The organism is Labrys sp. Lb11 (genome assembly GCF_057554225.1).
The window spans coordinates 292,518-318,025 of sequence record NZ_BAAJOT010000009.1 but is presented as its reverse complement, the minus strand read 5'-3'; the positions used below and the strand labels follow the sequence as shown (position 1 = coordinate 318,025).

Annotated in this window: 23 protein-coding genes; 11 read left to right on the top strand and 12 right to left on the bottom strand. The window is 68.0% G+C overall.

Annotated features, from left to right (window positions below; translation table 11 throughout):
* The first annotated feature begins 5 nt into the window (after window positions 1-5).
* From AC27L4_RS30285 to AC27L4_RS30270, 4 genes are read left to right on the top strand one after another with little or no spacing between them, the layout of a single operon-like run.
* A complete protein-coding gene (locus AC27L4_RS30285; protein WP_487146362.1) occupies window positions 6-968 on the top strand; it encodes a FecCD family ABC transporter permease in 963 nt (320 codons plus the stop codon).
* Window positions 965-1,966 (top strand): FecCD family ABC transporter permease, encoded by a 1,002-nt coding sequence (locus AC27L4_RS30280; RefSeq protein WP_487146361.1) that lies wholly within the window; start codon window positions 965-967, stop codon window positions 1,964-1,966. Before AC27L4_RS30285 ends, AC27L4_RS30280 begins: the two co-directional genes overlap by 4 nt.
* Window positions 1,966-2,784: an ABC transporter ATP-binding protein gene (locus tag AC27L4_RS30275; protein ID WP_487146360.1), complete on the top strand. Its 819-nt coding sequence runs from the start codon at window positions 1,966-1,968 to the stop codon at window positions 2,782-2,784. The genes AC27L4_RS30280 and AC27L4_RS30275 overlap by 1 nt, the downstream gene beginning before the upstream one ends.
* A gap of 26 nt (window positions 2,785-2,810) precedes the next feature.
* The gene (locus AC27L4_RS30270; RefSeq protein ID WP_487146359.1) at window positions 2,811-3,515 is read left to right on the top strand and encodes a class I SAM-dependent methyltransferase; all 705 of its coding nucleotides are present in this window, start codon (window positions 2,811-2,813) and stop codon (window positions 3,513-3,515) included.
* Here the strand turns inward: AC27L4_RS30270 and AC27L4_RS30265 are convergent.
* Entirely contained in the window at window positions 3,509-4,117 is a 609-nt protein-coding gene (locus tag AC27L4_RS30265) for an NAD(P)-dependent oxidoreductase (protein ID WP_487146358.1), read from the bottom strand. The genes AC27L4_RS30270 and AC27L4_RS30265 overlap by 7 nt on opposite strands.
* A 95-nt stretch (window positions 4,118-4,212) precedes the next feature.
* Here AC27L4_RS30265 and AC27L4_RS30260 point away from each other — a divergent pair, with 95 nt between their 5' ends.
* On the top strand, window positions 4,213-4,605 hold the full coding sequence (locus AC27L4_RS30260) for a winged helix-turn-helix transcriptional regulator (RefSeq protein ID WP_487146357.1): 393 nt from the start codon (window positions 4,213-4,215) through the stop codon (window positions 4,603-4,605).
* A gap of 87 nt (window positions 4,606-4,692) precedes the next feature.
* On the opposite strand, the gene pyrG is transcribed toward AC27L4_RS30260, so the two are convergent.
* The 4 genes from pyrG to coaD all read right to left on the bottom strand — a co-directional run bounded on the left by pyrG (window position 4,693) and on the right by coaD (window position 8,030).
* Complete coding sequence (pyrG, locus tag AC27L4_RS30255) at window positions 4,693-6,321, bottom strand: CTP synthase (RefSeq protein WP_487146356.1); 1,629 nt, start codon at window positions 6,319-6,321, stop codon at window positions 4,693-4,695.
* Between the two features lie 110 nt (window positions 6,322-6,431).
* Entirely contained in the window at window positions 6,432-6,821 is a 390-nt protein-coding gene (secG, locus tag AC27L4_RS30250; protein ID WP_487146355.1) for a preprotein translocase subunit SecG, read from the bottom strand.
* A gap of 142 nt (window positions 6,822-6,963) precedes the next feature.
* Complete coding sequence (locus AC27L4_RS30245; RefSeq protein WP_487146354.1) at window positions 6,964-7,503, bottom strand: peptidylprolyl isomerase; 540 nt, start codon at window positions 7,501-7,503, stop codon at window positions 6,964-6,966.
* A 20-nt stretch (window positions 7,504-7,523) separates the two neighbouring features.
* Window positions 7,524-8,030, bottom strand: a complete 507-nt coding sequence (coaD, locus tag AC27L4_RS30240) for a pantetheine-phosphate adenylyltransferase (protein WP_487146393.1) — start codon at window positions 8,028-8,030, stop codon at window positions 7,524-7,526.
* Between the two features lie 316 nt (window positions 8,031-8,346).
* Here coaD and AC27L4_RS30235 point away from each other — a divergent pair, with 316 nt between their 5' ends.
* The gene (locus tag AC27L4_RS30235; RefSeq protein ID WP_487146353.1) at window positions 8,347-8,634 is read left to right on the top strand and encodes a hypothetical protein; all 288 of its coding nucleotides are present in this window, start codon (window positions 8,347-8,349) and stop codon (window positions 8,632-8,634) included.
* A 162-nt stretch (window positions 8,635-8,796) separates the two neighbouring features.
* Here the strand turns inward: AC27L4_RS30235 and gyrA are convergent, their stop codons facing one another.
* The 4 genes from gyrA to AC27L4_RS30215 form a co-directional block, all read right to left on the bottom strand.
* Window positions 8,797-11,517 (bottom strand): DNA gyrase subunit A, encoded by a 2,721-nt coding sequence (gyrA, locus tag AC27L4_RS30230; protein ID WP_487146351.1) that lies wholly within the window; start codon window positions 11,515-11,517, stop codon window positions 8,797-8,799.
* Window positions 11,518-11,626: 109 nt separating this feature from the next.
* Window positions 11,627-11,869: a hypothetical protein gene (locus AC27L4_RS30225; protein WP_487146350.1), complete on the bottom strand. Its 243-nt coding sequence runs from the start codon at window positions 11,867-11,869 to the stop codon at window positions 11,627-11,629.
* 201 nt (window positions 11,870-12,070) lie between these two features.
* Window positions 12,071-13,507 carry a cardiolipin synthase gene (gene cls, locus AC27L4_RS30220; protein WP_487146349.1) on the bottom strand — a complete coding sequence of 479 codons (1,437 nt, stop codon included), beginning with the start codon at window positions 13,505-13,507 and terminating at the stop codon, window positions 12,071-12,073.
* Between the two features lie 192 nt (window positions 13,508-13,699).
* Window positions 13,700-13,969, bottom strand: coding sequence for a bacteriocin (locus tag AC27L4_RS30215; protein WP_487146348.1), 270 nt, complete (start codon window positions 13,967-13,969; stop codon window positions 13,700-13,702).
* 305 nt (window positions 13,970-14,274) lie between these two features.
* Between AC27L4_RS30215 and AC27L4_RS30210 the strand changes: the two genes are divergently transcribed.
* Complete coding sequence (locus AC27L4_RS30210; protein WP_487146347.1) at window positions 14,275-15,171, top strand: sugar kinase; 897 nt, start codon at window positions 14,275-14,277, stop codon at window positions 15,169-15,171.
* A gap of 437 nt (window positions 15,172-15,608) precedes the next feature.
* On the top strand, window positions 15,609-17,573 hold the full coding sequence (locus AC27L4_RS30205; protein ID WP_487146346.1) for a hypothetical protein: 1,965 nt from the start codon (window positions 15,609-15,611) through the stop codon (window positions 17,571-17,573).
* Between the two features lie 26 nt (window positions 17,574-17,599).
* Here AC27L4_RS30205 and AC27L4_RS30200 read toward each other — a convergent pair whose 3' ends face one another.
* Window positions 17,600-19,888, bottom strand: a complete 2,289-nt coding sequence (locus tag AC27L4_RS30200; RefSeq protein WP_487146345.1) for an NADP-dependent malic enzyme — start codon at window positions 19,886-19,888, stop codon at window positions 17,600-17,602.
* 238 nt (window positions 19,889-20,126) lie between these two features.
* Here AC27L4_RS30200 and AC27L4_RS30195 point away from each other — a divergent pair, with 238 nt between their 5' ends.
* Complete coding sequence (locus AC27L4_RS30195; RefSeq protein ID WP_487146344.1) at window positions 20,127-20,762, top strand: 2OG-Fe(II) oxygenase family protein; 636 nt, start codon at window positions 20,127-20,129, stop codon at window positions 20,760-20,762.
* 200 nt (window positions 20,763-20,962) lie between these two features.
* On the top strand, window positions 20,963-21,658 hold the full coding sequence (locus AC27L4_RS30190) for a TylF/MycF/NovP-related O-methyltransferase (RefSeq protein WP_487146343.1): 696 nt from the start codon (window positions 20,963-20,965) through the stop codon (window positions 21,656-21,658).
* 44 nt (window positions 21,659-21,702) lie between these two features.
* On the opposite strand, the gene AC27L4_RS30185 is transcribed toward AC27L4_RS30190, so the two are convergent.
* Window positions 21,703-23,685 carry an acyltransferase family protein gene (locus AC27L4_RS30185; RefSeq protein WP_487146342.1) on the bottom strand — a complete coding sequence of 661 codons (1,983 nt, stop codon included), beginning with the start codon at window positions 23,683-23,685 and terminating at the stop codon, window positions 21,703-21,705.
* Window positions 23,686-23,782: 97 nt separating this feature from the next.
* Entirely contained in the window at window positions 23,783-24,610 is an 828-nt protein-coding gene (locus AC27L4_RS30180) for a hypothetical protein (protein ID WP_487146340.1), read from the bottom strand.
* 349 nt (window positions 24,611-24,959) lie between these two features.
* On the opposite strand from AC27L4_RS30180, the gene AC27L4_RS30175 reads away from it, so the two are divergent.
* Window positions 24,960-25,493: an acyltransferase gene (locus AC27L4_RS30175; protein ID WP_487146339.1), complete on the top strand. Its 534-nt coding sequence runs from the start codon at window positions 24,960-24,962 to the stop codon at window positions 25,491-25,493.
* Window positions 25,494-25,508: the final 15 nt, after the last annotated feature.

Sequence of the window (25,508 nt, the reverse complement as noted above, 5' to 3'; positions counted from 1 at the left end):
GACGGATGCTGTGGATCGCCGCCGCGGCCGGCCTGCTGGCCGCCGCCATCGTCGCCGACCTCTCGCTCGGGCGACGGCTTCTCGGCCCCGGTGACATCCTGCAGGCTCTGGTGTCGCCCGGCGACGACGTCGCATCGGTGCTGGTCTGGGATCTCAGGCTGCCCCGGGCCCTGCTGGGCGTGCTCTGCGGCGCCAGCCTGGCCGTGGCCGGAGCGCTGATGCAGGGCGTGGTGCAGAACGACCTTGCCGTTCCGGAACTGACCGGCGTCACCGGAGGCGCGGCCTTCGCCGTGGTCACCGCCAGCGTCTGGCTCGGCGTCGGCGCCGGCTGGCTGCCCGCCTGCGGCCTGCTCGGCGGCTGCGCTGCCGCCCTGCTCACCGTGCTGATCGCCTGGAACGGCACGCTGCAGCCGCTGCGGCTGACCCTGGCGGGACTGGCCGTCGGCGCTCTCGCTCTCGCCGGCACCAAGGCGGCGCTCGTGCTGGCCGGGCCGCAGGCAGGCACGCTGTTCTTCTGGCTGGTGGGCGGCCTCGCCGGCCGATCCTGGGAGCAGGTGGGCGTCGTCTGGCCCTGGGCCGCGGCCGGCCTCGCCGTGGCGCTGCCGGCGGTGCGCGCGCTCGATCTGCTCGCCCTGGGCGAGGATCGCGCCCGCAGCCTCGGCGTGGCGGTGACGGGCTGGCGCCTCGCCATCGTCGGCGCCTCGATCGCCCTGACCGTCGCCACCGTGGCCGTCGCCGGCCCGATCGCCTTCATCGGCCTCACCGTTCCGCATGTGGCACGGCGGGTCGCGGGCCGGGACCACGCCTGGCTCCTGCCGGTCAGCGCCCTGTTCGGCGCCGCTCTCCTGACCCTGGCCGACCTCGCCGCCCGCTTCCTCGGCGGCCCCTACGAGCTGCCGGTCGGCATGCTGACCGCGGTGATCGGCGGCCCGGTGCTGCTGCACATGGTCACGAGGCATGCGGCATGACCGCCGGTTTGTCGCCGGTCCGGAGCGTGAGCCTCGGCGTCATCCTCCTCGCCGGAGCGCTGCTGCTCGGCGTTGCCGCCGGCTCGGCCGATCTCGGCGCCGGCCAAGCCCTGCTCGCACTGACCCGATCCGGAGCCGAGGGCGGCGACATCATCTGGGACTTCAGGTTGCCGCGCGTCCTCGTCGCTGCCCTGATCGGAGGCCAGCTCGCCCTGGCCGGCGCCCTCACCCAGAGCACCCTGCGCAACCCGCTGGCCGATCCCGGCATTCTCGGCATCACCGGCGGTGCCAGCCTCGCCGCCGTCGCCCTGATCCTGGCCGGCGAAAGGCTGGCGATCCCCGGCCGCATCCTGTTCGACCTGCTGCCGCTCATCGCCTGCCTCGGCGGCATCGCCGCCGCCGCCCTGGTCTACCGCCTGGCCTGGGCCGGCGGCGCTGCGTCCAGGCGCCTGGTGCTCTGCGGCATCGGCGTGTCCAGCATCCTCCAGCTCCTGGTCGCCGGGCTGCTGGCCGGCTGGGGCCAGGGACGGATCGAGGGCATGCTGGTCTGGGTCGCCGGCAGTCTCTACGCCAGCGGATGGGACGAGGTCGGCGTTCTTGCCGCGACCGCCGCCGCCGGGGCGATCGCCCTGCCCTTCCTCAAGCGTCCGGCAGCCCTGCTCGCCCTTGGCGACCATCCCGCCCGCAGCCTCGGCCTCGACGTCGAGCGGGCCCGGCTGCTGGCGATCGGCGCCGCGGTCTTCCTCTCCTCGACGGCGGTGGCCATGGCCGGCGCCGTCGGCTTCATCGGACTGGTCGTGCCGCAGGCGGCGCGGCTCCTGACCGGTCCCGATCCGGAACGCGTCATCCTGGTTTCGCCGCTGCTCGGCGCGGTCCTGGCGGTGACGGCCGACACCGCCGGCCGCACGCTGTTCACGCCCTATGAGGTCCCCGTCGGCGTGCTTTGCGCCATGATCGGCGTGCCGCTCTTTCTCTTCCAGCTGCGCCGGAGCCGCTGATGGCGATCACAGCCGACCGCCTCGATCTCGGCTACGGTGCCGGGCTGGTCGTGCCCGGGCTCGATCTTGCGCTCGACGCAGGCAGCATCACCTGCCTGATCGGCCCGAACGGCTGCGGCAAGAGCACGATCCTGCACGGGCTCGGCCGGCTGCTGGCGCCGCGCGACGGCGTGCTGACCCTCGACGGGCGTGTCTTCCGCGACTGGACCGGCAAGGCCTTTGCCCGGCGGGTGGCGATCCTGCCGCAAAACCCGGCGGTCCCCGAGGGGCTGACCGTCACCGATCTCGTCGCCCATGGCCGCTATCCCCATCGGCCGCTGCTCGGCCGCGGCGACCAGGACGGCGTCCGCGCCATCGAAGAGGCCATCGCGGCGACCGGCCTCGACAGCCTGCGGCATCGCCCGGTTTCCGACCTCTCCGGCGGCGAGCGGCAACGGGCCTGGATCGCCATGGCCCTCGCCCAGCAGGCCCGGATCCTGCTCCTGGACGAACCGACCACCTATCTCGACATCCGCCACCAGCTCGACCTGATGGAGCTGCTGCGCCGGCTGAACCGGGAGCGCTCCCTGACGCTGGTCGTCTCCCTGCACGACCTGGCACAGGCAGCGCGCTACGCCGACCGGTTGCTCGCCGTCTCCGGCGGGCGCATCGTCGCCGACGGGCCGCCGCGCGACGTCTTCACCCGCCGGATGCTGGCATCCGTCTTCGGCATCGAGGCCCGCATCCTGTGGGAAGACGGATTGCCGCTCTGCCTGCCGATTCGCGCCGCCGCACGCCAGGACGATTCCGGTGCGTCGAGCCGGACGGCCGCCGAATGAGACCCGAAAACAGATCCGATCAAGCCATGACGAGCAGCAGCACCATAACGACCTGGTACATCGACTCCGACGCGGAGAATGCCATGGGCTCCGGCCATGCTCCGATCTGGCGCCATCTGATCGGGCTGGTGCCGGAGCGCGATCTCTCCGCAAGGTCCGTGCTCGACTTCGGCTGCAGCCAGGGCGGCTTCCTGCGCCTGCTCTATGCCGTCAGGCCGTTCGAGCGTGCGCTCGGCCTCGACATCGCCACCGCTTCGATCGCACGCGCCAATGCGCTGAAAGGCGACCTGCCGATCCAGTACGAGGTCATCGGGGATCTCGCCCCCTGGACCGGTGCCTTCGACATCGCCTTCAGCCACGAGGTCCTCTACCTCCTGCCCGACCTCGACGCCCATGCCGCGACGATCCGCCGGCTGCTGCGCCCCGGCGGGGTCTACTACGCCGTCACCGGCTGCCACGTCGACAATCCGCTCTGGCCGCATTGGCGCAGCTATATCCCGAAGGTGACCAATGTCGCGGTGCAGGACTATTCGCTCGACGACTATGCCGCCGCCTTCCGCCGCCAGGGCCTCTCGGTCTCGGCACGCAAGCTCGGCTATGACGGCTTCGTGCCGGCCGATCCGCCCGGCGGCTGGTATCCGCGGCTCTGGGACGAGCTCGGCTATTACGCCGAGGCCAAGGTGGTGTTCCGCGTCACGGCGCCGGCCGGCGGCGCGGCCGGGTCTCAATAGCCGACGGTGAAGCGCCGGCGGCTGTGCGCCGGCTTCTCGATCTCGTCGACCATGGCGATGGCATAGTCGGCGAAGGAGATGCGGCTGCCCTCGCCATCGCTGAGCAGTTGGTCGCCGCCGAGGCGGAAGCGGCCCGTGCGCGGACCGGCCTCGAACAGGGCCGATGGCGACAGGAAGGCCCAGTCCAGGTCCTTCTCCGCCTTGAGCATATCGAGGAAGGCCGCGCCCCTGGAGCCTTCGCGCTTGTAGGCCTCCGGGAACTGCGGCGTGTCGATCAGGCGCACGCCGGGGGCGACCTCCAGGCTGGCGGCTCCGCCGACGACGAGATAGCGCTTCACGCCCGCCGCCTTGACCGCCTCGATCAGCACATGCGGGTCGCTGTCGCTGAACCTCACCGCCGAGACGACGGCATCGTGCCCCTTCAGCAGCCCGGCCAGCGCGGCACCGTCGGCGACGTCGCCGGCCCTGGCGGTGATGCCCGCGAGCGCGGCGATCTTCCCGGGGTAACGCGCGATGCCGGTCACCTCGTGCCCGCGGCGTGCCAATTCCGCGACGATCTCCGATCCCGCCCGTCCGGACGCTCCGATCACGGCGATCTTCATGACGCGGCTCTCCTTGCCTGGTTTCGAATAGTGACCAGATGCAGAAAATACGCTAACAGGTAAAGAGAGCACTTTTGCGTTAGCTGGTCACCGTCATGAAACCACCTGCGGGCTCCGCCGACAGGCGTCCCAATCCCTACGACGCCAATTGCCCGACCCGGCAGATCCTCGATCGCATCGGCGACAAATGGGCGGTGCTGGTGCTGGGCCGCCTGGCCCGGGGGCCGGTGCGCTTCAACCGCTTGCGGCGCGAGATCGAGGGCATTTCGCAGAAGATGCTGGCGCAGACGCTGCGCGAGCTGGAGCGCGACGGCCTGATCCACCGCGCCGCCTTCGCCACCGTGCCGGTCACCGTGGAATATTCGATCGCTCCGCTCGGCCGCACCCTGACAGGCCCGATCGAGGCGCTCAGCCGCTGGGCCGAGACGCATATGGCCGATGTCGCCACCGCCCGCGAGCGTTACGACCGGGCCGCAGAGGCTGCCTGACCCATCCTCGGGACGAAAGCAGGGGCCGGCGTCCCGAGCGCACGGGGAATGGCAGCGGCCGCCAGGGGCCCGCCAGGGGCCGCCGGTCTAGACCAGCCGGCTCTGCTCGACCGCAGCCGCGATGAAGCTGGAGAACAGCGGGTGCGGCTCGAAGGGGCGCGACTTCAGTTCGGGGTGGTACTGCACGCCGATGAACCAGGGATGGTCGGCATATTCGATCGTCTCCGGCAGCAGGCCGTCCGGCGACAGGCCGCAGAACACCATGCCGGCCTTCTCCAGCCGCTCGCGATAGGCCATGTTGACCTCGTAGCGATGGCGATGGCGCTCGGAGATGGCGGTGGTGCCGTAGATCGAGGCGATCTTCGAGCCGCGCTTCAGTGCCGCCGGGAAGGCGCCGAGCCGCATCGTGCCGCCGAGGTCGCCGCCCTCCGCCCGCAGTTGCAGTTCGTTGCCGCTCATCCATTCGGTCATCAGGCCGACCAACGGCTCCGGCGTCGGGCCGAACTCGGTCGAGTTGGCATCCGCCACGCCGGCGAGCGAGCGCGCCGCCTCGATCACCGCCATCTGCATGCCGAAGCAGATGCCGAAATAAGGCACCTTGCGCTCGCGCGCGAAGGTGGCGGCCTTGATCTTGCCTTCGGCGCCGCGCTGGCCGAAGCCGCCGGGCACCAGGATGCCGTGCACATGCTCAAGGTGAGGCGCGGGGTCGGCGCCCTCGAAGATCTCGCTCTCGATCCAGTCGAGATTGACCTTGACGCCGTTGGCGATGCCGCCATGGGCCAGCGCTTCCATCAGCGACTTATAGGCGTCCTTGAGGCCCGTATACTTGCCGACGATGGCGATCGTCACCTCGCCTTCCGGATTGTGCACGGTGCGCGAGATTCGCTCCCAGCGCGTGAGGTCCGGCGCCGGCGCATCCTCGATGCCGAAGGCGGCGAGAACCTCGCCGTCCAGGCCGGCGCGGTGATAGGCCACCGGCACGTCGTAGATCGAGGACACGTCGCGCGCCTCGATCACCGCCGTCTCGCGCACATTGCAGAACAGGGCCAGCTTGCGCCGCTCCTCGGCCGGCACGGCCCGGTCGCTGCGGCAAAGCAGGATGTCCGGCTGGATGCCGATCGAGCGCAGCTCGGCCACCGAGTGCTGCGTCGGCTTGGTCTTGAGCTCGCCCGCAGAGGGAATGAACGGCAGCAGCGTCAGGTGCACATAGATGCAGGCGCCGCGCGGCAGGTCGTTCTTGATCTGGCGGATCGCCTCGAAGAAGGGCAGGCCCTCGATGTCGCCGACCGTGCCGCCGATCTCGACGAGGACGAAATCGAACCCGTCATTGCCGTCGAGCACGAAGTCCTTGATGGCGTTGGTGACGTGCGGGATCACCTGGATTGTGGCGCCGAGATAGTCGCCGCGCCGCTCCTTGGCGATGATGTCGGAATAGATCCGGCCGGTGGTGATGTTGTCCTTCTTCGTCGCCGGCACGCCGGTGAAGCGCTCGTAATGGCCGAGGTCGAGATCGGTCTCGGCACCGTCGTCGGTGACGAACACCTCGCCGTGCTGGTACGGGCTCATCGTGCCCGGATCGACATTGAGATAGGGATCGAGCTTGCGCAGGCGGACCTTGTAGCCACGCGCCTGCAGGAGGGCACCCAAGGCGGCCGATGCCAAGCCCTTGCCGAGCGAGGAGACCACGCCGCCGGTGATGAAGATATACCGCGTCATGGGCCCCCATTCTAACCAATTGCCAAACGATTCGGGGAACCGGTCTTGCGACCGGTCCCGTGATTCTCAAGCCAGGATGTACCGCGACCGGGCCGACGGGCCCGTCGATGCTACTGCGACTGCGGAACCTGCGGCCCCGTCGGGGCCGGAGCCGGAGCCGGCTGCGCGGGCTGCTGCGGCCCCCTTAGCTGGTCGAGGAGCGTGCCCTGCGGCGGCGCGGACTGGCCGGCCGGAGCGGCGGGCTGCTGCACGCGATCGAAGATCGAGCCGGAATTGCCGTGATAGCCTGCCAGGACCGACAGCAGCAGGCTGGTCAGGAAGAACAGGCCCGCCAGGATCGCGGTGGTCCGGGTCAGGAGGTTGGCCTGCCCGCGACCCGTCATGAAACCGCCGCTGCCGCCGCCGATGCCGAGCCCGCCCCCTTCCGAGCGCTGCAGCAGGACAACCACGACGAGCGCCAGCACCACCATCAAGTGGATGACGATAAGAACGGTCTGCATGAAAGGAACGATCCGAAACGAAACTTGGGGCGGTCTCTACACGATACGCCGGCGCATTTCCACCCTCTCCTTTGCCCGGTCCGCGTCGCGGACCGGAAGGAGCGGCCGGCGCCCGCCGACGGCCGGCGGGCGCCTCGAGGAGTTACTTGGCGTCGGTGGCGAGCTGCATCTTGATGATCTTGTCGGGATCCTGCACCGGCTCGCCGCGCTTGATCTTGTCGACTGCCTCCATGCCCGAGACCACCTCGCCGATCACGGTATACTTGCCGTTCAGGAAGGAGCCGTCGGCGTACATGATGAAGAACTGGCTGTTTGCCGAGTTCGGATCCTGCGAGCGGGCCATGCCGACCGTGCCGCGCACGAAAGGCTGCTTGGAGAACTCGGCCGGCAGGTCAGGCAGGTCCGAGCCGCCCATGCCGGTGCCGGTCGGGTCGCCGGTCTGGGCCATGAAGCCGTCGATCACGCGGTGGAAGACGATGCCGTCATAGAAGCCCTTCTTGGTCAGGGTCTTGATGCGCTCGACATGCTTGGGCGCCAGATCCGGCCGCAGCCTGATGGTCACGCGGCCGTATTTGGTGTCGAGGTAGACGGTATTCTTCGGGTCGGACTGCGCGGCGGACACCGCAGGACTCGCCAGGGCGAGAGCGAAGGCGATGGTTGCGGCGGTGAGGATACGAAGCACGGGATTGTCTCCTTGGCCCGTCAGGGCCTGTCATCGGGGCGAGCGAAACGGGATTTCAGGCGCCGCAGCACGCTTGGTGGCACGAAGCCCGAGACGTCGCCGCCCATGGCGGCGATCTGGCGCACAAGCGTGGCGGTGATGGGGCGGACCATCGGCGACGACGGCAGGAACACCGTCTGGATGCCCGGCGCCAGCGAGGCGTTCATGCCGGCCATCTGCATCTCGTAGTCGAGATCGGTGCCGTCCCGCAGGCCGCGGATCAGCATGGTCGCGCCGACGCGCTTGGCGGCATCGACGGCCAGGTCGGCGAAGGTGATCACCTCCAGGACCGTCCCCCCGGTCACCGGCTCGCAATCCTCGCGGATCATCTCGGCGCGCTCCTCCGCCGAGAACAGCGGCGTCTTGCCGGGATGCACGCCGATGGCGACCACCAGCCGGTCGGCAATGGCACAGGCATGGCGGATCACGTCGACATGGCCATTGGTCAAGGGATCGAACGAGCCGGCATAGAAGGCGGTGCGGGTGATGGCCTGCGTCATCGCGTCATCCCTGGTGATGGGCGAGCGTTACCGGCCCGGCGGCGAGCCCGCAAGCCGAAGATGCGGCCGTCGGGGCCGGAGGGCGCAGGCCCCGCCGGTCCGCACACGCTTCCGTGAACACAACGAGATCCCGTTCCGGTGGGAACATCTTGAAGCCGTCGCCGTTTGTTACCAGATCCTTGCACAAGGGGATTGACTGTGTGCCAAAACGCACAGCGAGTTTCACGCAGTTTTGAGATTGAACGGATTGTAAACAGCGTAACATATCGTTCAAACAAACCGAGCCTTCAGGGAGGCGAAAAAAATGAAACCCCGTCGTTCCGTGCTTGCGGTCGGTGGCGGCATGTTTGTTCTGGCTGCGGCATCGTTGCTCGACATGGCCAAGGTTCCCTCCCCTGCCATTGCCGCACGCGGTGATCGCCTGGATGTTGCCGAGTTGGCGGCGCGGTGTGGTGCCGGCTCGCTGATGGCCGCCTGTGCCACCAACCCCAACCAGGATGTCGCGCGCGCCAAGGCGCGCAACGGCTCCATGCTCCAGGTGTTCGAGAAGCCCGGCGAGACGATTCTCGTCCGTGTCAAGCTCGGAGACTGAATTTTCACAAGTTCCCGGAACTTTCGCGCAACCGGCGCGTAGTTCCTCCGATCTCCAAGATCCCGGGCCCCCCACGCAGTCTGACCCCAAGCCCGGAACTCCAAGCGCGGCGCCGCAAGGCGACCGCGCTTTTTTCTGCTCGCGCCCCCGGCGCCGGATGCGTTACTCCGTCGCAGCCTCGTCCTCGCCGTCGTCGCTGATGCGCTCCACCGAGACCACATGCTCGCCCTCGGCCGTGTTGAAGACGATCACGCCCTGCGATCCGCGGCTGACGATGCGGATGCCCGCGACCGGGCAGCGGATCAATTGTCCGCCGTCGGTCACCAGCATGATCTGGTCGGACGCCTCCACCGGCCAGGACGACACGAGGCGGCCGTTACGCTCGTTCACGGCCATGGCGGCGATGCCCTTGCCGCCGCGTCCGGTGATCCGGTACTCGAACGAGGAGGTGCGCTTGCCGTAACCGTTCTCCGAGATGGTGAGGATGAACTGCTCGGCGGCCGAGAGCTCCGCGTAGCGCTCGGTCGAGATCTCGACCGGCCCGGCTGCGTCCTCCGCCTCCTCCACCGCCGCCTCGCCGTTCTCCGCCTCGCCCAGCACCGCCCGGCGCATGCGGAAATAGGTGGTGCGCTCCTCGGGCGAGATCTCCAGGTGACGGATCACCGCCATGGAGATGACGGTGTCGCCCTCCTCCAGCTTGATGCCGCGCACGCCCATGGAATCGCGGCCCTTGAACACGCGTACGTCGTCGACGCGGAAGCGGATGCACTGGCCTTCCGCCGTGGTCAGCAGGATGTCGTCGGCCTCGGTGCAGATCGAGACGTCGCAGATCTGCTCGCCCTCCTCCAGCTTCATGGCGATCTTGCCGGCACGGTTGACCTGCACGAAGTCGGACAGGTCGTTGCGCCGCACCGAGCCGGAATTGGTGGCGAACATGATGTGCAGCGTCGACCAGGAGCTCTCGTCCTCCGGTAACGGCATGATCGTGGTGATGCGCTCGTCGCCTTCGATCGGCAGCAGGTTGATCAGCGCCTTGCCGCGTCCCTGCGGCGTGGCGAGCGGCAGGCGCCAGACCTTCTCCTTGTAGACCCGCCCCTTCGAGGAGAAGAACAGCACGGGCGTGTGCGTGTTGGCGACGAACAGGCGGGTGACGAAATCCTCCTCGCGCGTCTGCATGCCGGCGCGGCCCTTGCCGCCGCGGCGCTGTGCCCGGTAGGTCGAGAGCGGCACGCGCTTGACATAGCCGGCATGGCTGACCGTGACGACCATGTCCTCGCGCTGGATCAGGTCCTCGTCCTCGAAATCGGCATCGGAATCGAGGATCTGGGTCAGGCGCGGCGTCGCATGCGCGGCCTTGATCGCCTCCAGCTCCGTGCGGACCATGCCGAGGATGCGGGCACGCGAGCGCAGGATGTCGAGATAGTCGCGGATCTGGTCGGCGAGCTTCTGCAGTTCCTCGCCGATCTCGTCGCGCCCGAGGGCGGTCAGCCGGGCGAGGCGCAGGTCGAGGATGGCCCGCGCCTGCGCTTCCGACAGGCGATAGGTGCCGTCGGGATTCATGGGGTGCTTGGGGTCGTCCACGAGCAGGATCAGCGGCGCGATGTCGCCGGTCGGCCAGTCCCGCCCCATCAGCGCCTCGCGCGCCGTGTTCGGGTCGGGGCTGGTGCGGATGATCCGGATCACCTCGTCGATATTGGCGACGGCAGTGGCCAGGCCGCACAGGATATGGGCGCGGTCGCGGGCCTTGGCCAGCAGGTACTTGGTGCGCCGGGAGATCACCTCCTCGCGGAAGTCGACGAAGGCGGAGATGAAGTCCTTGAGGTTCATCAGCTCCGGCTTGCCGCCGTTGAGCGCCACCATGTTGCAGCCGAAGTTGGTCTGCAGCTGGGTGAAGCGGTAGAGCTGGTTCAGCACCACCTCGCCGACCGCGTCGCGCTTGAGCTCGATCACCAGGCGCATGCCCTTGCGGTCGGACTCGTCGCGCACGTCGGAGATGCCCTCGAGGCGCTTCTCACGCACCAGTTCGGCAATGTTCTCCTGCAGCGTCGCCTTGTTCACCTGGTAGGGCAGCTCGGTGACGACGATGGCGTCGCGGTCCTTGCGGATCTCCTCGACCGCCGCGGTGGCGCGCATGATCACCGAGCCGCGGCCGGTGTTGTAGGCCGAGCGGATGCCGCTGCGGCCGATGATCTGGGCGCCGGTCGGAAAGTCCGGCCCCGGAATCAGCTCGATCAGCTCGTCGATGGTGACGCCGGGATTGTCGATATAGGCGAGGCAGGCGTCGACCACCTCGCCGAGATTGTGCGGCGGGATGTTGGTGGCCATGCCGACGGCGATGCCGCCGGCGCCGTTGACCAGGAGATTGGGGAACTGCGCCGGCAGGACCGTCGGCTCCTGCTTGGAACCGTCATAATTGTCCTGGAAGTCGACCGTGTCCTTGTCGATATCCTCGATCAGCGCCACCGCCGCCTTGGACATGCGCGATTCGGTGTAGCGCATCGCCGCCGGCATGTCGCCGTCGACCGAGCCGAAATTGCCCTGGCCATCGACCAGCATCAGCCGCATCGAGAAGAACTGCGCCATGCGCACCAGGGCGAAATAGATCGCCTGGTCGCCATGCGGGTGATACTGACCCATGACGGCGCCGACGATGTTGGCCGACTTGACGTATTTCTTGTCGGGGGTGTGCCCGTTCTCATACATCGAATAGATGATGCGCCGGTGCACCGGCTTCAGGCCGTCGCGGGCATCCGGCAACGCGCGGCTGACGATCACGCTCATGGCGTAATCGAGATAGCTGCGGCGCATTTCGTCGGTGATGGAGATGGATCGAATCTCGGACGGCTCGCCGTCGCCCGGACGCTTGTCGTTCTCGTCAGTCAATGCACGGCCTCGGACCGATTCTGATCCGTTCTTCTAAACGATTCCGACCGATCGCACCACTCTCGCAGGAATGCAGGGCAACGGCATCTTTCGAAAATCTTTCAACGCATTACCCGGCCTTGCCGCCCCGCGCCCGGCGGCCCGTCGCCGTCGGCCCCGGCCCTGCCGCCCGCTCCTCGTCCAGGGCGCAGCAGGTCGCCAGGCAGGCGATCGTCTCGCGTCCGCCCGCATCCCAGCAGCGGCCCTGCGGCAACTCGACGACATGGCCACGCCACAGGCGCACCACGGCCCAATCGCCGGCGCCGCTCTCGCAGGAGTCGACGTCCACCGCGGTCAGGTCGCGATAGAACATCGTTTCGCGAAGCGCGGTCAGGCACCTGGCCTCGAGGCGGGATCGTGACAGGCGCTGGCGCAGAATCGATCGGGCCGTTCCGGTCTGGGACTTCGATCGCGCGGAGCCAGGCCGCATCGCCGTCCCGAGGGGCTGCCGTTCTTTCAGTCGCATGACATGACTTTAGGGAATGTAGGCGGGCGGAGCAATGGCGGTAGCCGGTTACAACAGCGGACTAAACATCCGTCCGAGATTCTCCGCAACCTTGAATGCGAGGGGCCGTGCGTCCCACGCGGTCGGTGACAGCAGGTCGCTGCCGGCGAAATAATGCTCCTGCTCGGCCCGCAGCCGTGCCGCGACGTCCCGGCCGTAGAACATCAGCATCACCTCGGAGTTGAGGACGAAGGAACGGATGTCGACATTGCTGGAGCCGATCACCGCCACATCGTCGTCGATGGCGATGTTCTTGGCGTGCAGCAATCCGTCCCGGTAGAGCCGGATATGCACGCCGCTCGCCATCAGCTCCGAATAGTAGGAGCGCTGCGCCAGCCGCACCAGATACTGGTCGGCGACGCGCGACAGGATCAGATGGACCTTGACGCCGCGCAGCACCGCGGTCCGCAGCGCTTCGAGCAGAGGCCCGCTCGGCACGAAGTAAGGCGTGGCGATCACCACCCGTTGGCGCGCATCGTGGATGGCGGCGACGATCAGCGTCTCGATGCCGGAGCCGGGATAGTCCGGCCCGCCGGGCAGGACCTGCGCCGCCACCTCGCCGGCAATGTCGGCGCCGGGCAGCAGGTCGTCGCCAGCCAGCGCCTCGTCGGTTTCCAGGAACCAGTCGGCGATGAACACGGACTGCAGCTCCAGCGCCACCGGTCCGCGCGCCCGAACCATCAGCTCCTTGTTGACGATGCCGGGCTTGAAGGCGGCATCGACGATGTTCTGCGAGCCGGCATAGCCGATCCGCCCGTCGATCACGGCGATCTTGCGATGGTTGCGCAGGTCGGCCCGTGCCGACTGGCGCCGGAAGATGCTGACCGGCAGCACGGCGCGCACCCACACCTTGTCAGCCTGCAGCAGGGCCTGGACCCGGTCGATCCACGGCCGCGAGCCGAGCGCGTCGATCAGCACGCGGCAGGAGACGCCGCGCGCCGCAGCCCGCCGCAGCGCCTCGATCACCTGCCGGCCGGTGGCATCGTCGGCGAAGATGTAGAACAGGAGATGGACGTGGAAGCGGGCGGCGTCGATGTCGGCGACCAGCCGGTCGATCGTCCCCTGGTAGTCCGCCAGCAGTTCCACATCGTTGCCGTCGACGACCGGCATCTGGCCGAGGCTCTGCACCAGTTTCGCCGCCCCGGCGGCGCGGACCGGCAGGCGCATCGTCGTGGCGCCGGTCAGCCGGGCGATCTGCTCGCCGGTGACGCCGAGGAGCTGCGGCAGGCGTTCGACCCGCTCGCGCCGCCAGCGCGGAAAGGTCGGACGGCCGATCAGCCAGTACAGGATCAGCGCCGGCCAAGGCATGAACAGCACCAGCAGCAGCCAGCCGCGCGCCGCATCCGGCGACCGCCGGAACGGCACGATCACGATCATCGCAAGCCGGATCAGCCATTCCGAAATATAGAAGGCGACGGCCCAGGAACTGGCATCGTGCGGAATCAAGGAAATCCCCCTCGCCCGACCATAGCGCGCCGGGAAGAGGAAGGCACCGCCGCCGCCACGGCATGGTGGGTTGCCCCCGCGCGCCTCAGGTCAGGCGCTGCCGCAGCCCTTCATGCAAAATAAACGATATCAACAAAAACCCGCGCGGCGTGCCGCGCGGGGCCTTCGAAAGGACGTCGGATGCGACCGGGCTCAGGGGCACTGGACCGCGTAACGGCGGCCGTAGCGGTCGCGGGCCCAGCAGGCGCGCGGAGTGGTTTCGGCACCGATGATCGCACCGGCCGCGCCGCCCACGACGCCGCCGACGATGGCGCCGCCCGCCGACCGCGAGGCGAGGCCGCCGATCAGCGCGCCGCTGCCGGCGCCGATCGCCGCGCCGCCGAGGGCGCGATCGGAGCGCGAGTACTCGCTGCAACCCGCCATGGCGAGGCCGGCGGCGGCGACAAGAAGAAGCTTTCTCATGGGGTATCCTCCCAGCTGTGAATCAAACGAACGGTAGCCAAGTCTGCCGCGGCGTCCCCCGCCGTGCAACATCGATGGCGAAACCTGATCGTTCCGGCACCGGGGGTCACGCCTCGGACGCCGGACGGGCCTTGAGAATGATACGGGTCGCCCCCAATCGCACTCATGCGCACCTCTTCCCCTTTAACCCGAGCCGCCGTGCCGACACAACCCACCGGTCTCTTCGCAGATGCGAAAGCATGTTGCGCCAGCCGCCCGTGACGATTAACGGTTGGGCGATTTCATTTTTCGCCGGAGCTGTGCGCATGGAAGCGCTGTTCATCGGTCATGCCTATATCGACGTGACGTTCGTGGCCGACGCCCTGCCGCAAGGGGATGAGAAATCGGTGGCGAGGGATTACGCCGTCGCTTTCGGCGGCAACGCGACGACCGCAGCGTTCTGCTGCGCCAAGCTTGGCGTGATCCCGGACCTGATCACTACCAATTCGAACGACTGGCTTGGCCGTATGTTCCTCGACATGGCGGCGAAGTACGGGATTTCCGTGCATCCGCGGAAGGTGAAGCGTTCCTCGCTGTCCTTCATCATGCCCAAGGACGGCAAGCGCGCCATCGTCCGCGCCCGCGACGACGCCTATCTCCATCCCTTCCCGCATCTCAACCTCAGCTCCTGCCGGGCATTGCACCTAGACGGCCACCTCGCCGATGCGGCGCTGCACTATGCCAAGGAGTTCCGCCGGCTCGGCCGCATGGTCTCGCTCGACGGCGGCGGCCTGCGCTCCAACACCGACGAGCTGCTCGGCTATGTCGACGTGGCGGTGGTGGCCGAACGCCTGTGCGAGCAGATGAACCTCTCCGACAGCGCCATGCTCGACTATCTCAAGCAGCGCGGCGTCAAGGTCGGCGGCGTGACCCAGGGCGAACGCGGCATGCTCTGGTACGACGAGACCGGGCGGGTGCAGCGCATGCCGGCCCTTGTGGTGCCGCGCGCCGCCGTCGTCGACACCAACGGTGCCGGCGACATCTTCCACGGCGCCTATATGTACTCCTATCTGTGGCGGCCGCTGTCGCGCTGGGAGGATCATTTCCGCTTCGCCCGCGCCGCCTCGACCCATGCCATCCAGTTCCTCGGCAACGAGGCCAAGCTGCCGACCCGCGAGGACGTCGAGGCGATCGAGACGCGGTTCCAGCCCGCCGCCGCCTGAGCCCTTGCCCACGGGGCGGCGGCTCCGGCCGGCGTCCGGCGGCGTTGCCATGATCGATTTCGCAGTCTCGACGTGAAATCGATCCCACGCGGATTCGATCGCACAAGCGGGATGGATTGGGCCTGCTCGCAGATCAGCGTCGATCCGGCAGGAGCTGATCGCCGCCCATATCCGGGGGCCGGCCGGACGGAGCGATCCCTCCGGGAGCGCGAGCTCCTGCCGCCTCACCTTCCGACGCCCTGATCACGGCCCTCGCTGGTGGCCAGGCCATCCTGCTCGGAGCTCGCCGTGCGGGAGCGCACATCCCACCCCGGGGCCGGCCTCGCATGACGGCGCCGCGGTCGGGGCCGCAACGCCCGTCGCGGCTGTGCTAACCTGATGGCAAGCCGGGCGCCCGGCAATTCATTCCCACGGGAGCGACGAGGATGAAGACGAGAATGTCCCTCTTTTCCGGCAAGGGAGCTCCGCGGCTGCGCCTCCGCCTCGCCGCCGCGCTGGTCGCTGCCGGGCTCGCATCCGCGGCTCCCCTGTCCGCACAGGCGCAGGATGCCGCGCCTTCCATCACCATCGGCGCCACCACGCCCGACCCTGCCGGCCACGGCGTCACGCTCAGCGACGTCAAGATCGCCTATCCCGGCGCGAACGGCACGGCGATCGGCATCAGCAGGCTCGTGATCAAGGGCCTGGACGCCTCCGGAGACACGTTCAAGGCCCGCGAAATCGCCGTCGAGGGGCTGACGACGCGCTATGTCGCCGGCGCCGAGGTGCAAATGGCCGTCGACGCCGCCACCATCACCGATGTCTCCGGCCCCCTCCCCTCGGCCGACAAGCTCGGCGCCGCGGCCAGGCCGGGCTCGCTCCCCCCTCTCGGCGAATGGCTGCTGGCAGCCAAGGCCAAATCGATCCGCATCCCGACAGTTTCGGTCAGGACGACGTTCGACAAGGTCCACAGCCTGGCGATCTACAAGGATATCGCCGTGACCGGCATCGACGCCGGCAGGGTCGCCGCCATGCTCGCCGCAGGCGCCAGCCAGGAGACGACCGGCGGCACGCCCGAAGCGAACTCGAAGATCACCATCGGCCGGATGTCGGTCGAGGACATCGATTTCAACGTCTACGCCGCCTGGCTCGACGACGCGATCGCAGCAGCAGCGCCCAAGGAGAAGCGGCTGGTCTACAGGACCTTCTCGGCCCGGGACATGGCCATGACGGTCGAGAACATGACCATGACGATGGCCAAGATCAGCGGCAGCGACGTGAAGGTCGGCCCGCCGCCGATGAAGCCTTCGGAGTTGCTGGCTCTCCTCGCCAAGATGTCGAGCAATCCCAAGCTGGGCGAGGAGCAACCGGCCGAGGCGATCGCGTTCACGCGCGGCATCCTCGGAGCCTTCACGCTCGGCACGATGGCGGTCGAGGGCCTGGCGGTGTCCGAGGCCGGCAAGCCTCCGGTCGAGATCGGCCTGTTCCGGATCGAGGACTATGCCGGCGCCCGGATCGGCGAGATCCGCCTCGGCGACATGGCGATGACCGATCCGAAGGAAGGCGCAGTCGTCAAGCTCGGCTCCTTCGCCATCCGGGGCTTCGAGATCGTCGATCTCGAAACCATGCTCGACAAGATCGCTCGAAGCGAGTCGCCCGACGACCTGCCGCTGGAGCAGTATCCGAAGCTGCGAGTCGCGGGCGTCGCCGTCGCCGATCTCGACGTCTCCGTCCCCGGCAAGGGCGAGTTCTCGATCGGCGGCTTCACCCTCGACACGCCGGACTGGATCGGTTTCCTCCCCACCTCGATCAAGACCCGCGTCGCCGGCTTCAGCATGCCGATCGACGCCATCGACGACGAGAAGGCGCGCGAGGGCTTTGCGGCGCTCGGGCTCGGCACCCTTACCATCAACAGCACCGTCGATGCGGAGTGGAAGGAGGCTGACCAGACGCTGGCGCTCGGCCCGATCTCGCTCGACATCGACGGCATCGGCAAGGCCGAGGTCGGCGGCGCGCTCGGCGGCGTGCCGAGGAGCGTCTTCGAGAACCCGGAGACCGCGCAGGCCGCGATCGTCACCCTCGACTTCCGCGGCCTGACGCTGTCGCTGCAGGACGGCGGCGCCTTCGCCAAGCTGATCGCCCAGGCGGCCAAGAAGAAGAACACCACGCCGGCCAAGCTGGCGCAGCAGCTCTCCCTGCAGATCCAGGGCGGCATGATCGGCCTGCTCGGCATGGAGGAGGCCGGCAAGCAGCTCGGCGCCGCCGTCCAGGCCTTCATCACCAATCCCAGATCGTTCAATCTGGCGGTCCACGCGCTGGAGCCGATCCCGGCCCTGACGCTGATTCAGGTGAAGGGCGGCGACAAGGCTTCGCTCGATCTGGTGAAGAAGGCGATCCGGATCGAGGCTCGCGCCAACAAGTGACGGTCCCGGCGGGGCCCGGCGGACCCTCAGCCCGCCGCCTGGGTCTGCGCCTCGACCACGGCGGTCGCGGTCATGTTGACGACGCCGCGTGCCGTCACCGAGCTGGTGAGGATGTGCGCCGGCTTGGCCCCGCCGATCAGGATCGGGCCGACCGGCAACGCATCGGCCAGCATGCGCGTCAGCTGGTAGGCGATGTTGGCGGCGTCGAGGTTGGGCATGACCAGGACATTGGCCTCGCCGGTCAGGCGCGACTGGCTGAGCTTCAGTTCGCGCACGGCCGGCGACAGGGCGCTGTCGGCTTGCATCTCGCCGTCCGCTTCCAGATCCGGCCGCTTCTCCATCAGGATCTCCAGGGCGTGGCGCATCTTGCGGGCCGAGTCGGTGTCGTAGGACCCGAAATCCCCGTGAGACAGCAGGGCGATCCGCGGCTCGAGGCCGAAGCGCTTGACGTGCTCGGCCGCCAGGATCGCCATCTCGGCGATCTCCCCGGCGCAGGGATCGGGCTTCACCTGGGTGTCGCAGATGAAGAACACGCCCTTGGAGGTGATCACCAGCGACAGGGCCGAGAAGCTCTGGACACCCGGCGCCAGGCCGATGATCTGCTGCACGGCCTTGAGATTGCGCATATAGCCGCCTTCGAGGCCGCAGATCATGGCGTCGGCGTCGCCGCGCTGCAGCGCCAGGGCCGCGATCACCGTGTTGTTCGAGCGCACCGTGGTGCGCGCCCGCTCCGGCGAGATGCCCTGCCGGCCGGCCAGCTCGTGGTAGAGCGTCCAGTAATCCTTGTAGCGCGGGTCGTCGGCCGGATCGATCACCTCGAAATCCGTCTCCGGCCGGATGGTCAGGCCGAAGCGCTGGATGCGGCTCTCGATCACCGAGGGGCGGCCGATCAGGATGGGTTTGGCCAGCCCCTCCTCCAGCACGACCTGGGCGGCCCGCAGCACGCGCTCATCCTCGCCCTCGGCATAGACGACGCGCTTGGGCGCCGCCTTGGCCGCGGTGAACAGCGGCTTCATGATGAAGCCGGACCGGAAGACGAAACGCGTCAGGCTTTCGGCATAGGCGGCGAGATCCTCGATCGGCCGCTGCGCCACGCCCGACTCCATCGCCGCCTTGGCCACCGCCGGCGCGATGCGCAGGATCAGGCGCGGATCGAAGGGCGACGGGATCAGCGAGTCGGCGCCAAAGCGCAGCGCCTCCCCGCCATAGGCCCTGGCCACCACGTCGGACGGCGTCTCGCGCGCCAGCGCGGCGATCGCCTCCACGGTGGCCAGCTTCATCGCCTCGTTGATCGTGGTGGCGCCGCAGTCGAGCGCGCCGCGGAAGATATAGGGAAAGCACAGGACGTTGTTGACCTGGTTGGGGAAGTCCGACCGTCCGGTGCAGATCAGCGCGTCTGGACGCACGGCCCGCGCGTCGTCCGGCATGATTTCCGGGAAGGGGTTGGCGAGCGCCATGATCAGCGGACGCGGGCCCATGCGCGCCACCATCTCCGGCTTCAGCACGCCGCCGGCGGAAAGGCCGAGGAACACGTCGGCCCCCTCGATGATCTCGTCGAGCGTCCGCGCCGTGGTGTCCTGGGCGTAGGGCTCCTTCCACGGGTCCATCAGCTCCGTGCGGCCCTTGTAGACCACGCCCTTGATGTCGGCGACGAAGATGTTCTCGCGCCGGGCGCCGAGCGACACCAGGAGGTTGAGGCAGGCCAGCGCCGCGGCCCCTGCCCCGGAGGCGACGATCTTCACCGCCTCGATGCTCTTGCCCGACAGTTCCAGCGCATTGCGCACCGCCGCGCCGACGATGATCGCGGTGCCGTGCTGGTCGTCGTGGAACACCGGGATGTTCATGATCTCGCGCAGCCGGCGCTCGACCTCGAAGCACTCCGGCGCCTTGATGTCCTCCAGGTTGATGCCGCCGAAGGTCGGCTCCAGCGCCGCCACCACGGCGACGATCTCGTCGACGCTCTTGGGCGCGATCTCGATGTCGAACACGTCGATGCCGGAGAACTTCTTGAACAGGACGGCCTTGCCCTCCATCACCGGCTTGGAGGCGAGCGGCCCGATGTCGCCCAGGCCGAGCACGGCGGTGCCATTGGAGATCACGGCCACGAGGTTCTGGCGCGCCGTCAGGGTCGCCGCCTCGGCCGGATCGGCGGCGATCGCCTCGCAGGCCGCGGCCACGCCGGGCGAATAGGCCAGCGCCAGGTCGCGCTGGTTGCCGAGCGGCTTGGTCGGAACGACCTCCAGCTTCCCCGGGCGCGGCAGGCGGTGATAGACCAGGGCGCCGGAACGCAGATCATCGGAGATGGAAGATGTCATGAGATGCGCCTGCCGCAGGAGTGTTCGAACCGCCATCGCATCCCATACAAAGCCCGCGCTGTCACGACCCTTGACGCGAGCCGGCGCGGACGGCCAGGCGGTTTGCGTCACGGCGCGTGACCGGTTCCTCGGCCGCCCTCTCAGCCCGTTTGCCTCGACACGGCCTGCGCGCTATATCCGCCGGAGCTGGGAGTCATTCGAATTTTATCCGGTGCTTCGCACTGCTGGAGGATCGTGAATGCCTGAATCCGCGAGCCTGATCGACCTCGACGTCATCCGCAATGCCCCGACCAACCGCGAGCCCTATCCTCATTTCATGGCGCAGGGGTTCCTGCGGCAGGAAGCCATCTCGGATCTGCGGCGCGATTTCCCGAACATCGAGAAGCCCGGCTTCCTCACCGTCGAGGACGTGGACCTGCGCGGCAGCTTCAAGCGCCTGATCGAGGAGGTCGAAGGCTCGCCCCTGGCCAAGGCCCTGGAGGAGAAGCTCGGCCTCGAGCTCGATCCCTATCCGCGCCTGACCACCATCCGCCGCCTGTCCCAGCTCAAGGACGGGCGCATCCATACCGACAGCGAGAGCAAGCTCGCCACCTTCCTGGTCTACATGAACGACGAATGGGCCGACGACGGCGCCGGCCGCCTGCGCGTGCTGCGCGGCCCCGACGACTTCGACGACATGACCGCCGAGATCTCCCCGACCATGGGCTCGATCTTCGGCTTCCGCCGCGCCGACAATTCCTGGCACGGGCACAAGCCCTTCGCCGGCGAGCGGCGGGTGGTGCAGGTCACCTGGCTGCGCGATGCTTCGGAACTGGAGCGCAAGAAGAAGCGCAACACCGCCGCACAGTTCTTCAAAGGCATCTTCGGACGATAGGACGGCGGGCTGGTCCCGCGGCGGCCGCGGTCGCCGGCGCGCATCCTTTTGGCCAGGGCGTTTTGCGATTTGACGGAATCGCGTCAAACCGCAAGGACGCGTCGACATGAAAAGTTCAGGCAAAGGGCGTTTCCAGCGGGACGTGCTTTGTCCCAAGGGATGCGCGGTCTTGCCGGGCCGCTACCAACGGAGTGGCTTGGTTGAGCAGGTTCTCGAAGGCTCTGCGCGGCGTCTTCCCGTCGCTGCCGCGCAAGCGCAAGACGACGCCGGACGCCAGGGCGGCATGGCGCGAGCGTGACTATTTCCAGCGCGCCGCCGCCCGCAACATCGACGGCATCCCGGATGCGCGATGCTTCGTCCTGCAGAACGTCATCCGCAGCCTCGACCTTGTGCCCGGCGACGTCGCCGAGTGCGGCGTGCGCTATGGCAAGAGCTCGCTCTTCCTGATGGAAGCGAACCAGGCGCCACGGGCCTTCCATCTGTTCGATTCGTTCGAAGGCGTGTCCGACCCGACCGCGGAGGACGCCGTCCCCAGGACCGGCCGTGCCCATTGGCGGAAGAACGACCTTGCCGTCTCGGAAGAGGCGGTCCGCAACAATCTGAAGGCCTTTCCGGATGTCCGCCTCTACCGCGGCTGGATCCCGGCGCGCTTCGATGAGGTCGCGGACCGCAGCTTCGCGCTGGTCCATGTGGACGTCGACCTCTACGAGCCGACCCTGGCCACGCTCGACTTCTTCTGGCCGCGGCTCGTGCGCGACGGCATGGTCGTCTGCGACGATTACGGCTCGCCGCGCTGCCCGGGCGCCAAACGGGCAATGGACGAGTTCTTCGCCGGCAAGCCGGTCAAGTTCATGGAGCTGCCGACCATGCAGGTGCTCGTCACCAAGCTGGCCTGACGCGAAGGCCGCGGCTTCTCCCCCAGGCCTGGAACCGTCGGAGATCAGAGCGGCGCGGGCAGCGGCAGGGCGGGCGCCAGCTTCTCGCCGCCGGCCCGGGCGAGATGGCTGAAGTCCCGGAACAGGCTCCCCGCCTCGGTCTCGACCGGCCGGCAGGTCGCCGCGTCGCAGAACCGCGCCCATGGATCAAAATCGATGATCGAGGGGTGGCGCCGGGCGAAGCCGGTCAGAATCCCTTCCGAGATGGCCATCCTTCTGTAGATGTCGTCCTTCGGCTCGTCGCAGTCCGGCTTCTGGCTGCGCCACAGTGCGCGGATCAGGCATTTGCTCGGATCGAACCCGAACTCGGGCGTCTGCTGCATCAGCATGACGCGCCGACCGGCCTGCTCGATCTGCGCCGCCGTCCGCTCCAGGCCGTCGGCGAGCACCCGACGCGTGTTGTCCACCGTCATATCGTCGGAGCGTCCGTCGACGAGGAAGGGTGTCGGCAACCGGTCCAGCGGTGATTTCGGATCATGGGCATAGAGCGACCAGCGTGCCGCCATCACGACCAGCATGACGTCCGGCCGAGCCTGAATTTCGGCCCTCACCTTGTCGGCTGCCGCCCGGCAGCGCTCCTCGACCACGCCCTTGCGCAACACGTCGACGTCGAACAGCGGCGGGCAACCGGTCTCGCTGGCCTGCAGCACGGCATAGCCGCCCTTGGCGGCCCGGGCGAGGAAACTCGGGGCGAAATGCCGGGCATGGGAATCTCCCCACACCACGATGCGGACCGGCCCGGTACCGTAGATGCAGTCGGCCACGTTCTCGACGCGCGAGAAGCGGGCGCAATCCTTGCCGAGCCGCGGCCCCCCGGCGTCGGCCATCCGCGCCTGCTCGGCGGCAACCTCCGGGTTGGCACGAAAGCCCAGGCCGTCCGTCTTGCGGAACATCACGCCTGTCGCCACGAAGACCGCGATGATCCCAAGGGCAGCAGCAAAGCTGCGCGGCAGTCCCGCGATGCCCTTGCGCGCCGTCGGCGGCGAGGAGCGCCGAAACGGCTGCTCGACGAAGCGCCAGGACAGGACCGACAGGACGAGGATTCCGGCGAGCGCCAGCCCGGTCTCCGCTGTCGTGAGCGGCCGTCCGAGTTGCGCTTCAGCCAGCACGAAGACCGGCCAGTGCCAGAGATAGAGGGAATAGGAGATCTTGCCGACGAAGACGAAGGGCTGCCGGCCGAGCAGCCGGGAGACCGGCGCGTCCGGCCCCGTCAGGATCACCAGGGCGGCACCCAGGCAGGGTATCAGCGCGGCGAAGCCGGGAAAGGCCGTATCCTCATCATAGAGCAGGATCGGCGCCAGCACGAGCGCCAGGCCGAGGACGGACAAGGCCGCCACGGCACCGCGGCGTCGCGGTGCCGACACCAGGCCCAGTGCCAGGGCCGCGCCGCAGACGAATTCGAAGATGCGGGTGGGCAAGAGATAGAAGGCTGCATCCGGCGCGATGCGAAGCTGGTATTCGGCCAGGGCCAGCGAGCCCAGCCCGATCGCCAGCAGCATCAGGCTCCCCCGGCGCCATTTCAGCATGGCGATCACGAGAAGCGGCCATAGGATGTAGAACTGCTCCTCGACCGCCAGGGACCAGGTGTGCAGCAGCGGCAGCGTCCGGGCGGCGGGCGCAAAATAGCCGGACTTGGACCAGAAGTGCAGGTTGGAGAAGAAGCCTACCGCACCCGGCAGGGTTTCGCCCAAGCCCTCAAGGTCGAAGGGCGGCAGTATGACCAATGCTGCCAGGACCGTCCCCGCCAACATCGCCGCCAGGGCCGGGAACAGGCGCCGGATACGCCGGTCGTAGAAGGCGACCGTGCTGAACCGACCCTCGGCCATCTCCCGGGCGATGATGGAGGTGATGAGATAACCGGAGATGACGAAGAAGATGTCCACGCCGACGAAACCACCCGGCAGGGCGCTGAGGCCGGCGTGATAGAGCACGACGGCGACCACCGCGACCGCCCGAAGTCCGTCGATGTCGCGGCGATAGGCGATCATGCCCGCAAGGTCCCGAATGCGGCGCGGCTGCGCCGCGCCGTCAGCGCCGCATCCTGCCGGCGATGGCCGCGCATGGGCAGCGCCGGACAGGTGGATGTCAGCCGGCGATCCGATCCATCAGGGAGCGGACGAAGCCGCGGCGCTCCTCGGCTTCGAAGACCCGCCGCGGCAGCGACAGGCGACGGCCCTGCTCCCGCCTGGGGCCGATCTCCGGGAACCACATGATCAGGTCGCGGCCGACATTGGGATAGTCGCCCGGCTGCACCCCATGGAAGGAGTGGTCCGATTTCATGAACACGAACAGGGAATTGGGGCGATTTTCGAAGGTCTCGATGAGATCGAAGTCCTCATGCTTGTGATGCTCGGACTCCCAGGAGGTATAGCCCTGCTTCTTCGGCTTGTAGATGCTGGTGCCGAACTGCCTGAGGTCGTCGGTCTTCGGCAGGTAGTACAGCGCCGTGATGAACTTGTTCTTCGAATCCGTATGCGGTCCCAGTGCGAAATGGGCATAGTCTCGCGCCAGCAAGGTCCGCGAATTGATGTTGACGGCGCCGTCGGCATCGCTGGCCTCGCGCAGCTGCGAGCGCCGGTGCTTGCTGTTCGTCTCCAACAGATCGCCGAAGCGTGCCGCCATCAGCTCGAGGAACTCCTGCGAGTTGATCCAGGCCTCGAACTCGATCCAGAAGGGGCGGACATCGTCCGGCAGCTTGGCGACCTGCGCCTCGTTGAGCGGCATGTGCAGGCGCGCCTGGTAGGGCGGCTTGTAGGCGGTGTAGTCGGCGTCCTTGGGCAGCTTGGCCAGGAGTTCGCGATAGGTGTCGGCCGGGATCAGCTCTCGGACGTAGAAATGCGGGAACGGGTCGAGGACCAGCTCGGCCCCCTGGATCTGCGATGCGACGTGCTGCCGGAAGGCATCGTCAAACATGGGTCGTTCTCCCAAACTCCTGCAACGCCGTCGGATCGGCTCCCGGGCAGCGCCCCGGGCACCGCCCTTCGATGTCGCTCGTCTTCACCAGCTTCAAGGCGCCGGAATGGCGACATCGCGGCAGCTTCCGAACCCCGAGCGCAAAAGGCGACCTTCACCGGAGATTTACGTGGGAGCCGGCCCTTCCGTCAATCAGTCGACAGGGCTATGAAAGCCGGCGCCACGGACCGATCGGGGGCCAGGGCTCTCGCATCGCCGTCCGGCGCGGCCGGTCGACAAGCGCGTGCCGCCATGACACTGCCACCTTCGCCGTCCCTATCCCGATGGATTGCGCCAAAAAGACCGGACCATGCCCAACATGACGTCGTTCTACCGGCTGAAGGCCCTGTTCACACGCGGCACCCTGCGCATCGGCAACGGCACCAAGATCTCGCGAAGCGCGGATCTGTCGTGGCGGGACGGGCATCTCAGCATCGGCAGGAATAGCCTGCTGCGCTCGGGCATCATCCTCAACGCACATCGCGGGCATATCGAGATCGGCGACAATGTCTCGTTGAACGAATACACCATCCTGCTCGGGCGCGGCGGCATCAGCATCGGCAACGACGTGCGGATCGCCTCCTTCGTCCTGATCGCGGCGCATGATCACAATTTCGACGACCTGTCGCAGCCGATTCGCCTGCAGGGCATCACCAAGAAGCCTGTCGTCATCGAGGACGATGTCTGGATCGCCGCCGGCGCACGCATCCTCGGCGGCTCGCACGTGGCCAAGGGCTGCGTGATCGGCGCCAACGCCGTGGTCAAGGGCAAGACCGTGCCCAATGGCGTCTATATCGGCGCCCCGGCCCGGCTGATGAAGATGCGCGGCGGCGGCCAGCCCTGAGCCGGCCGCCGGCCC

Excerpts from the sequence above, each read along its gene's own strand:
- AC27L4_RS30195 (WP_487146344.1), top strand. The coding sequence starts at position 20,127 with ATGCCTGAATCCGCGAGCCTGATCGACCTCGACGTCATCCGCAATGCC.
- AC27L4_RS30200 (WP_487146345.1), bottom strand. The coding sequence starts at position 19,888 with ATGACATCTTCCATCTCCGATGATCTGCGTTCCGGCGCCCTGGTCTAT.
- AC27L4_RS30180 (WP_487146340.1), bottom strand. The coding sequence starts at position 24,610 with ATGTTTGACGATGCCTTCCGGCAGCACGTCGCATCGCAGATCCAGGGG.
- AC27L4_RS30210 (WP_487146347.1), top strand. The coding sequence starts at position 14,275 with ATGGAAGCGCTGTTCATCGGTCATGCCTATATCGACGTGACGTTCGTG.
- AC27L4_RS30205 (WP_487146346.1), top strand. The coding sequence starts at position 15,609 with ATGTCCCTCTTTTCCGGCAAGGGAGCTCCGCGGCTGCGCCTCCGCCTC.
- pyrG (WP_487146356.1), bottom strand. The coding sequence starts at position 6,321 with ATGACGCGGTATATCTTCATCACCGGCGGCGTGGTCTCCTCGCTCGGC.
- AC27L4_RS30235 (WP_487146353.1), top strand. The coding sequence starts at position 8,347 with ATGAAACCCCGTCGTTCCGTGCTTGCGGTCGGTGGCGGCATGTTTGTT.
- AC27L4_RS30185 (WP_487146342.1), bottom strand. The coding sequence starts at position 23,685 with ATGATCGCCTATCGCCGCGACATCGACGGACTTCGGGCGGTCGCGGTG.
- AC27L4_RS30280 (WP_487146361.1), top strand. The coding sequence starts at position 965 with ATGACCGCCGGTTTGTCGCCGGTCCGGAGCGTGAGCCTCGGCGTCATC.
- AC27L4_RS30275 (WP_487146360.1), top strand. The coding sequence starts at position 1,966 with ATGGCGATCACAGCCGACCGCCTCGATCTCGGCTACGGTGCCGGGCTG.
- AC27L4_RS30265 (WP_487146358.1), bottom strand. The coding sequence starts at position 4,117 with ATGAAGATCGCCGTGATCGGAGCGTCCGGACGGGCGGGATCGGAGATC.
- AC27L4_RS30285 (WP_487146362.1), top strand. The coding sequence starts at position 6 with ATGCTGTGGATCGCCGCCGCGGCCGGCCTGCTGGCCGCCGCCATCGTC.
- AC27L4_RS30175 (WP_487146339.1), top strand. The coding sequence starts at position 24,960 with ATGCCCAACATGACGTCGTTCTACCGGCTGAAGGCCCTGTTCACACGC.
- secG (WP_487146355.1), bottom strand. The coding sequence starts at position 6,821 with ATGCAGACCGTTCTTATCGTCATCCACTTGATGGTGGTGCTGGCGCTC.
- AC27L4_RS30225 (WP_487146350.1), bottom strand. The coding sequence starts at position 11,869 with ATGTTCTATCGCGACCTGACCGCGGTGGACGTCGACTCCTGCGAGAGC.
- AC27L4_RS30260 (WP_487146357.1), top strand. The coding sequence starts at position 4,213 with ATGAAACCACCTGCGGGCTCCGCCGACAGGCGTCCCAATCCCTACGAC.
- AC27L4_RS30215 (WP_487146348.1), bottom strand. The coding sequence starts at position 13,969 with ATGAGAAAGCTTCTTCTTGTCGCCGCCGCCGGCCTCGCCATGGCGGGT.
- AC27L4_RS30270 (WP_487146359.1), top strand. The coding sequence starts at position 2,811 with ATGACGAGCAGCAGCACCATAACGACCTGGTACATCGACTCCGACGCG.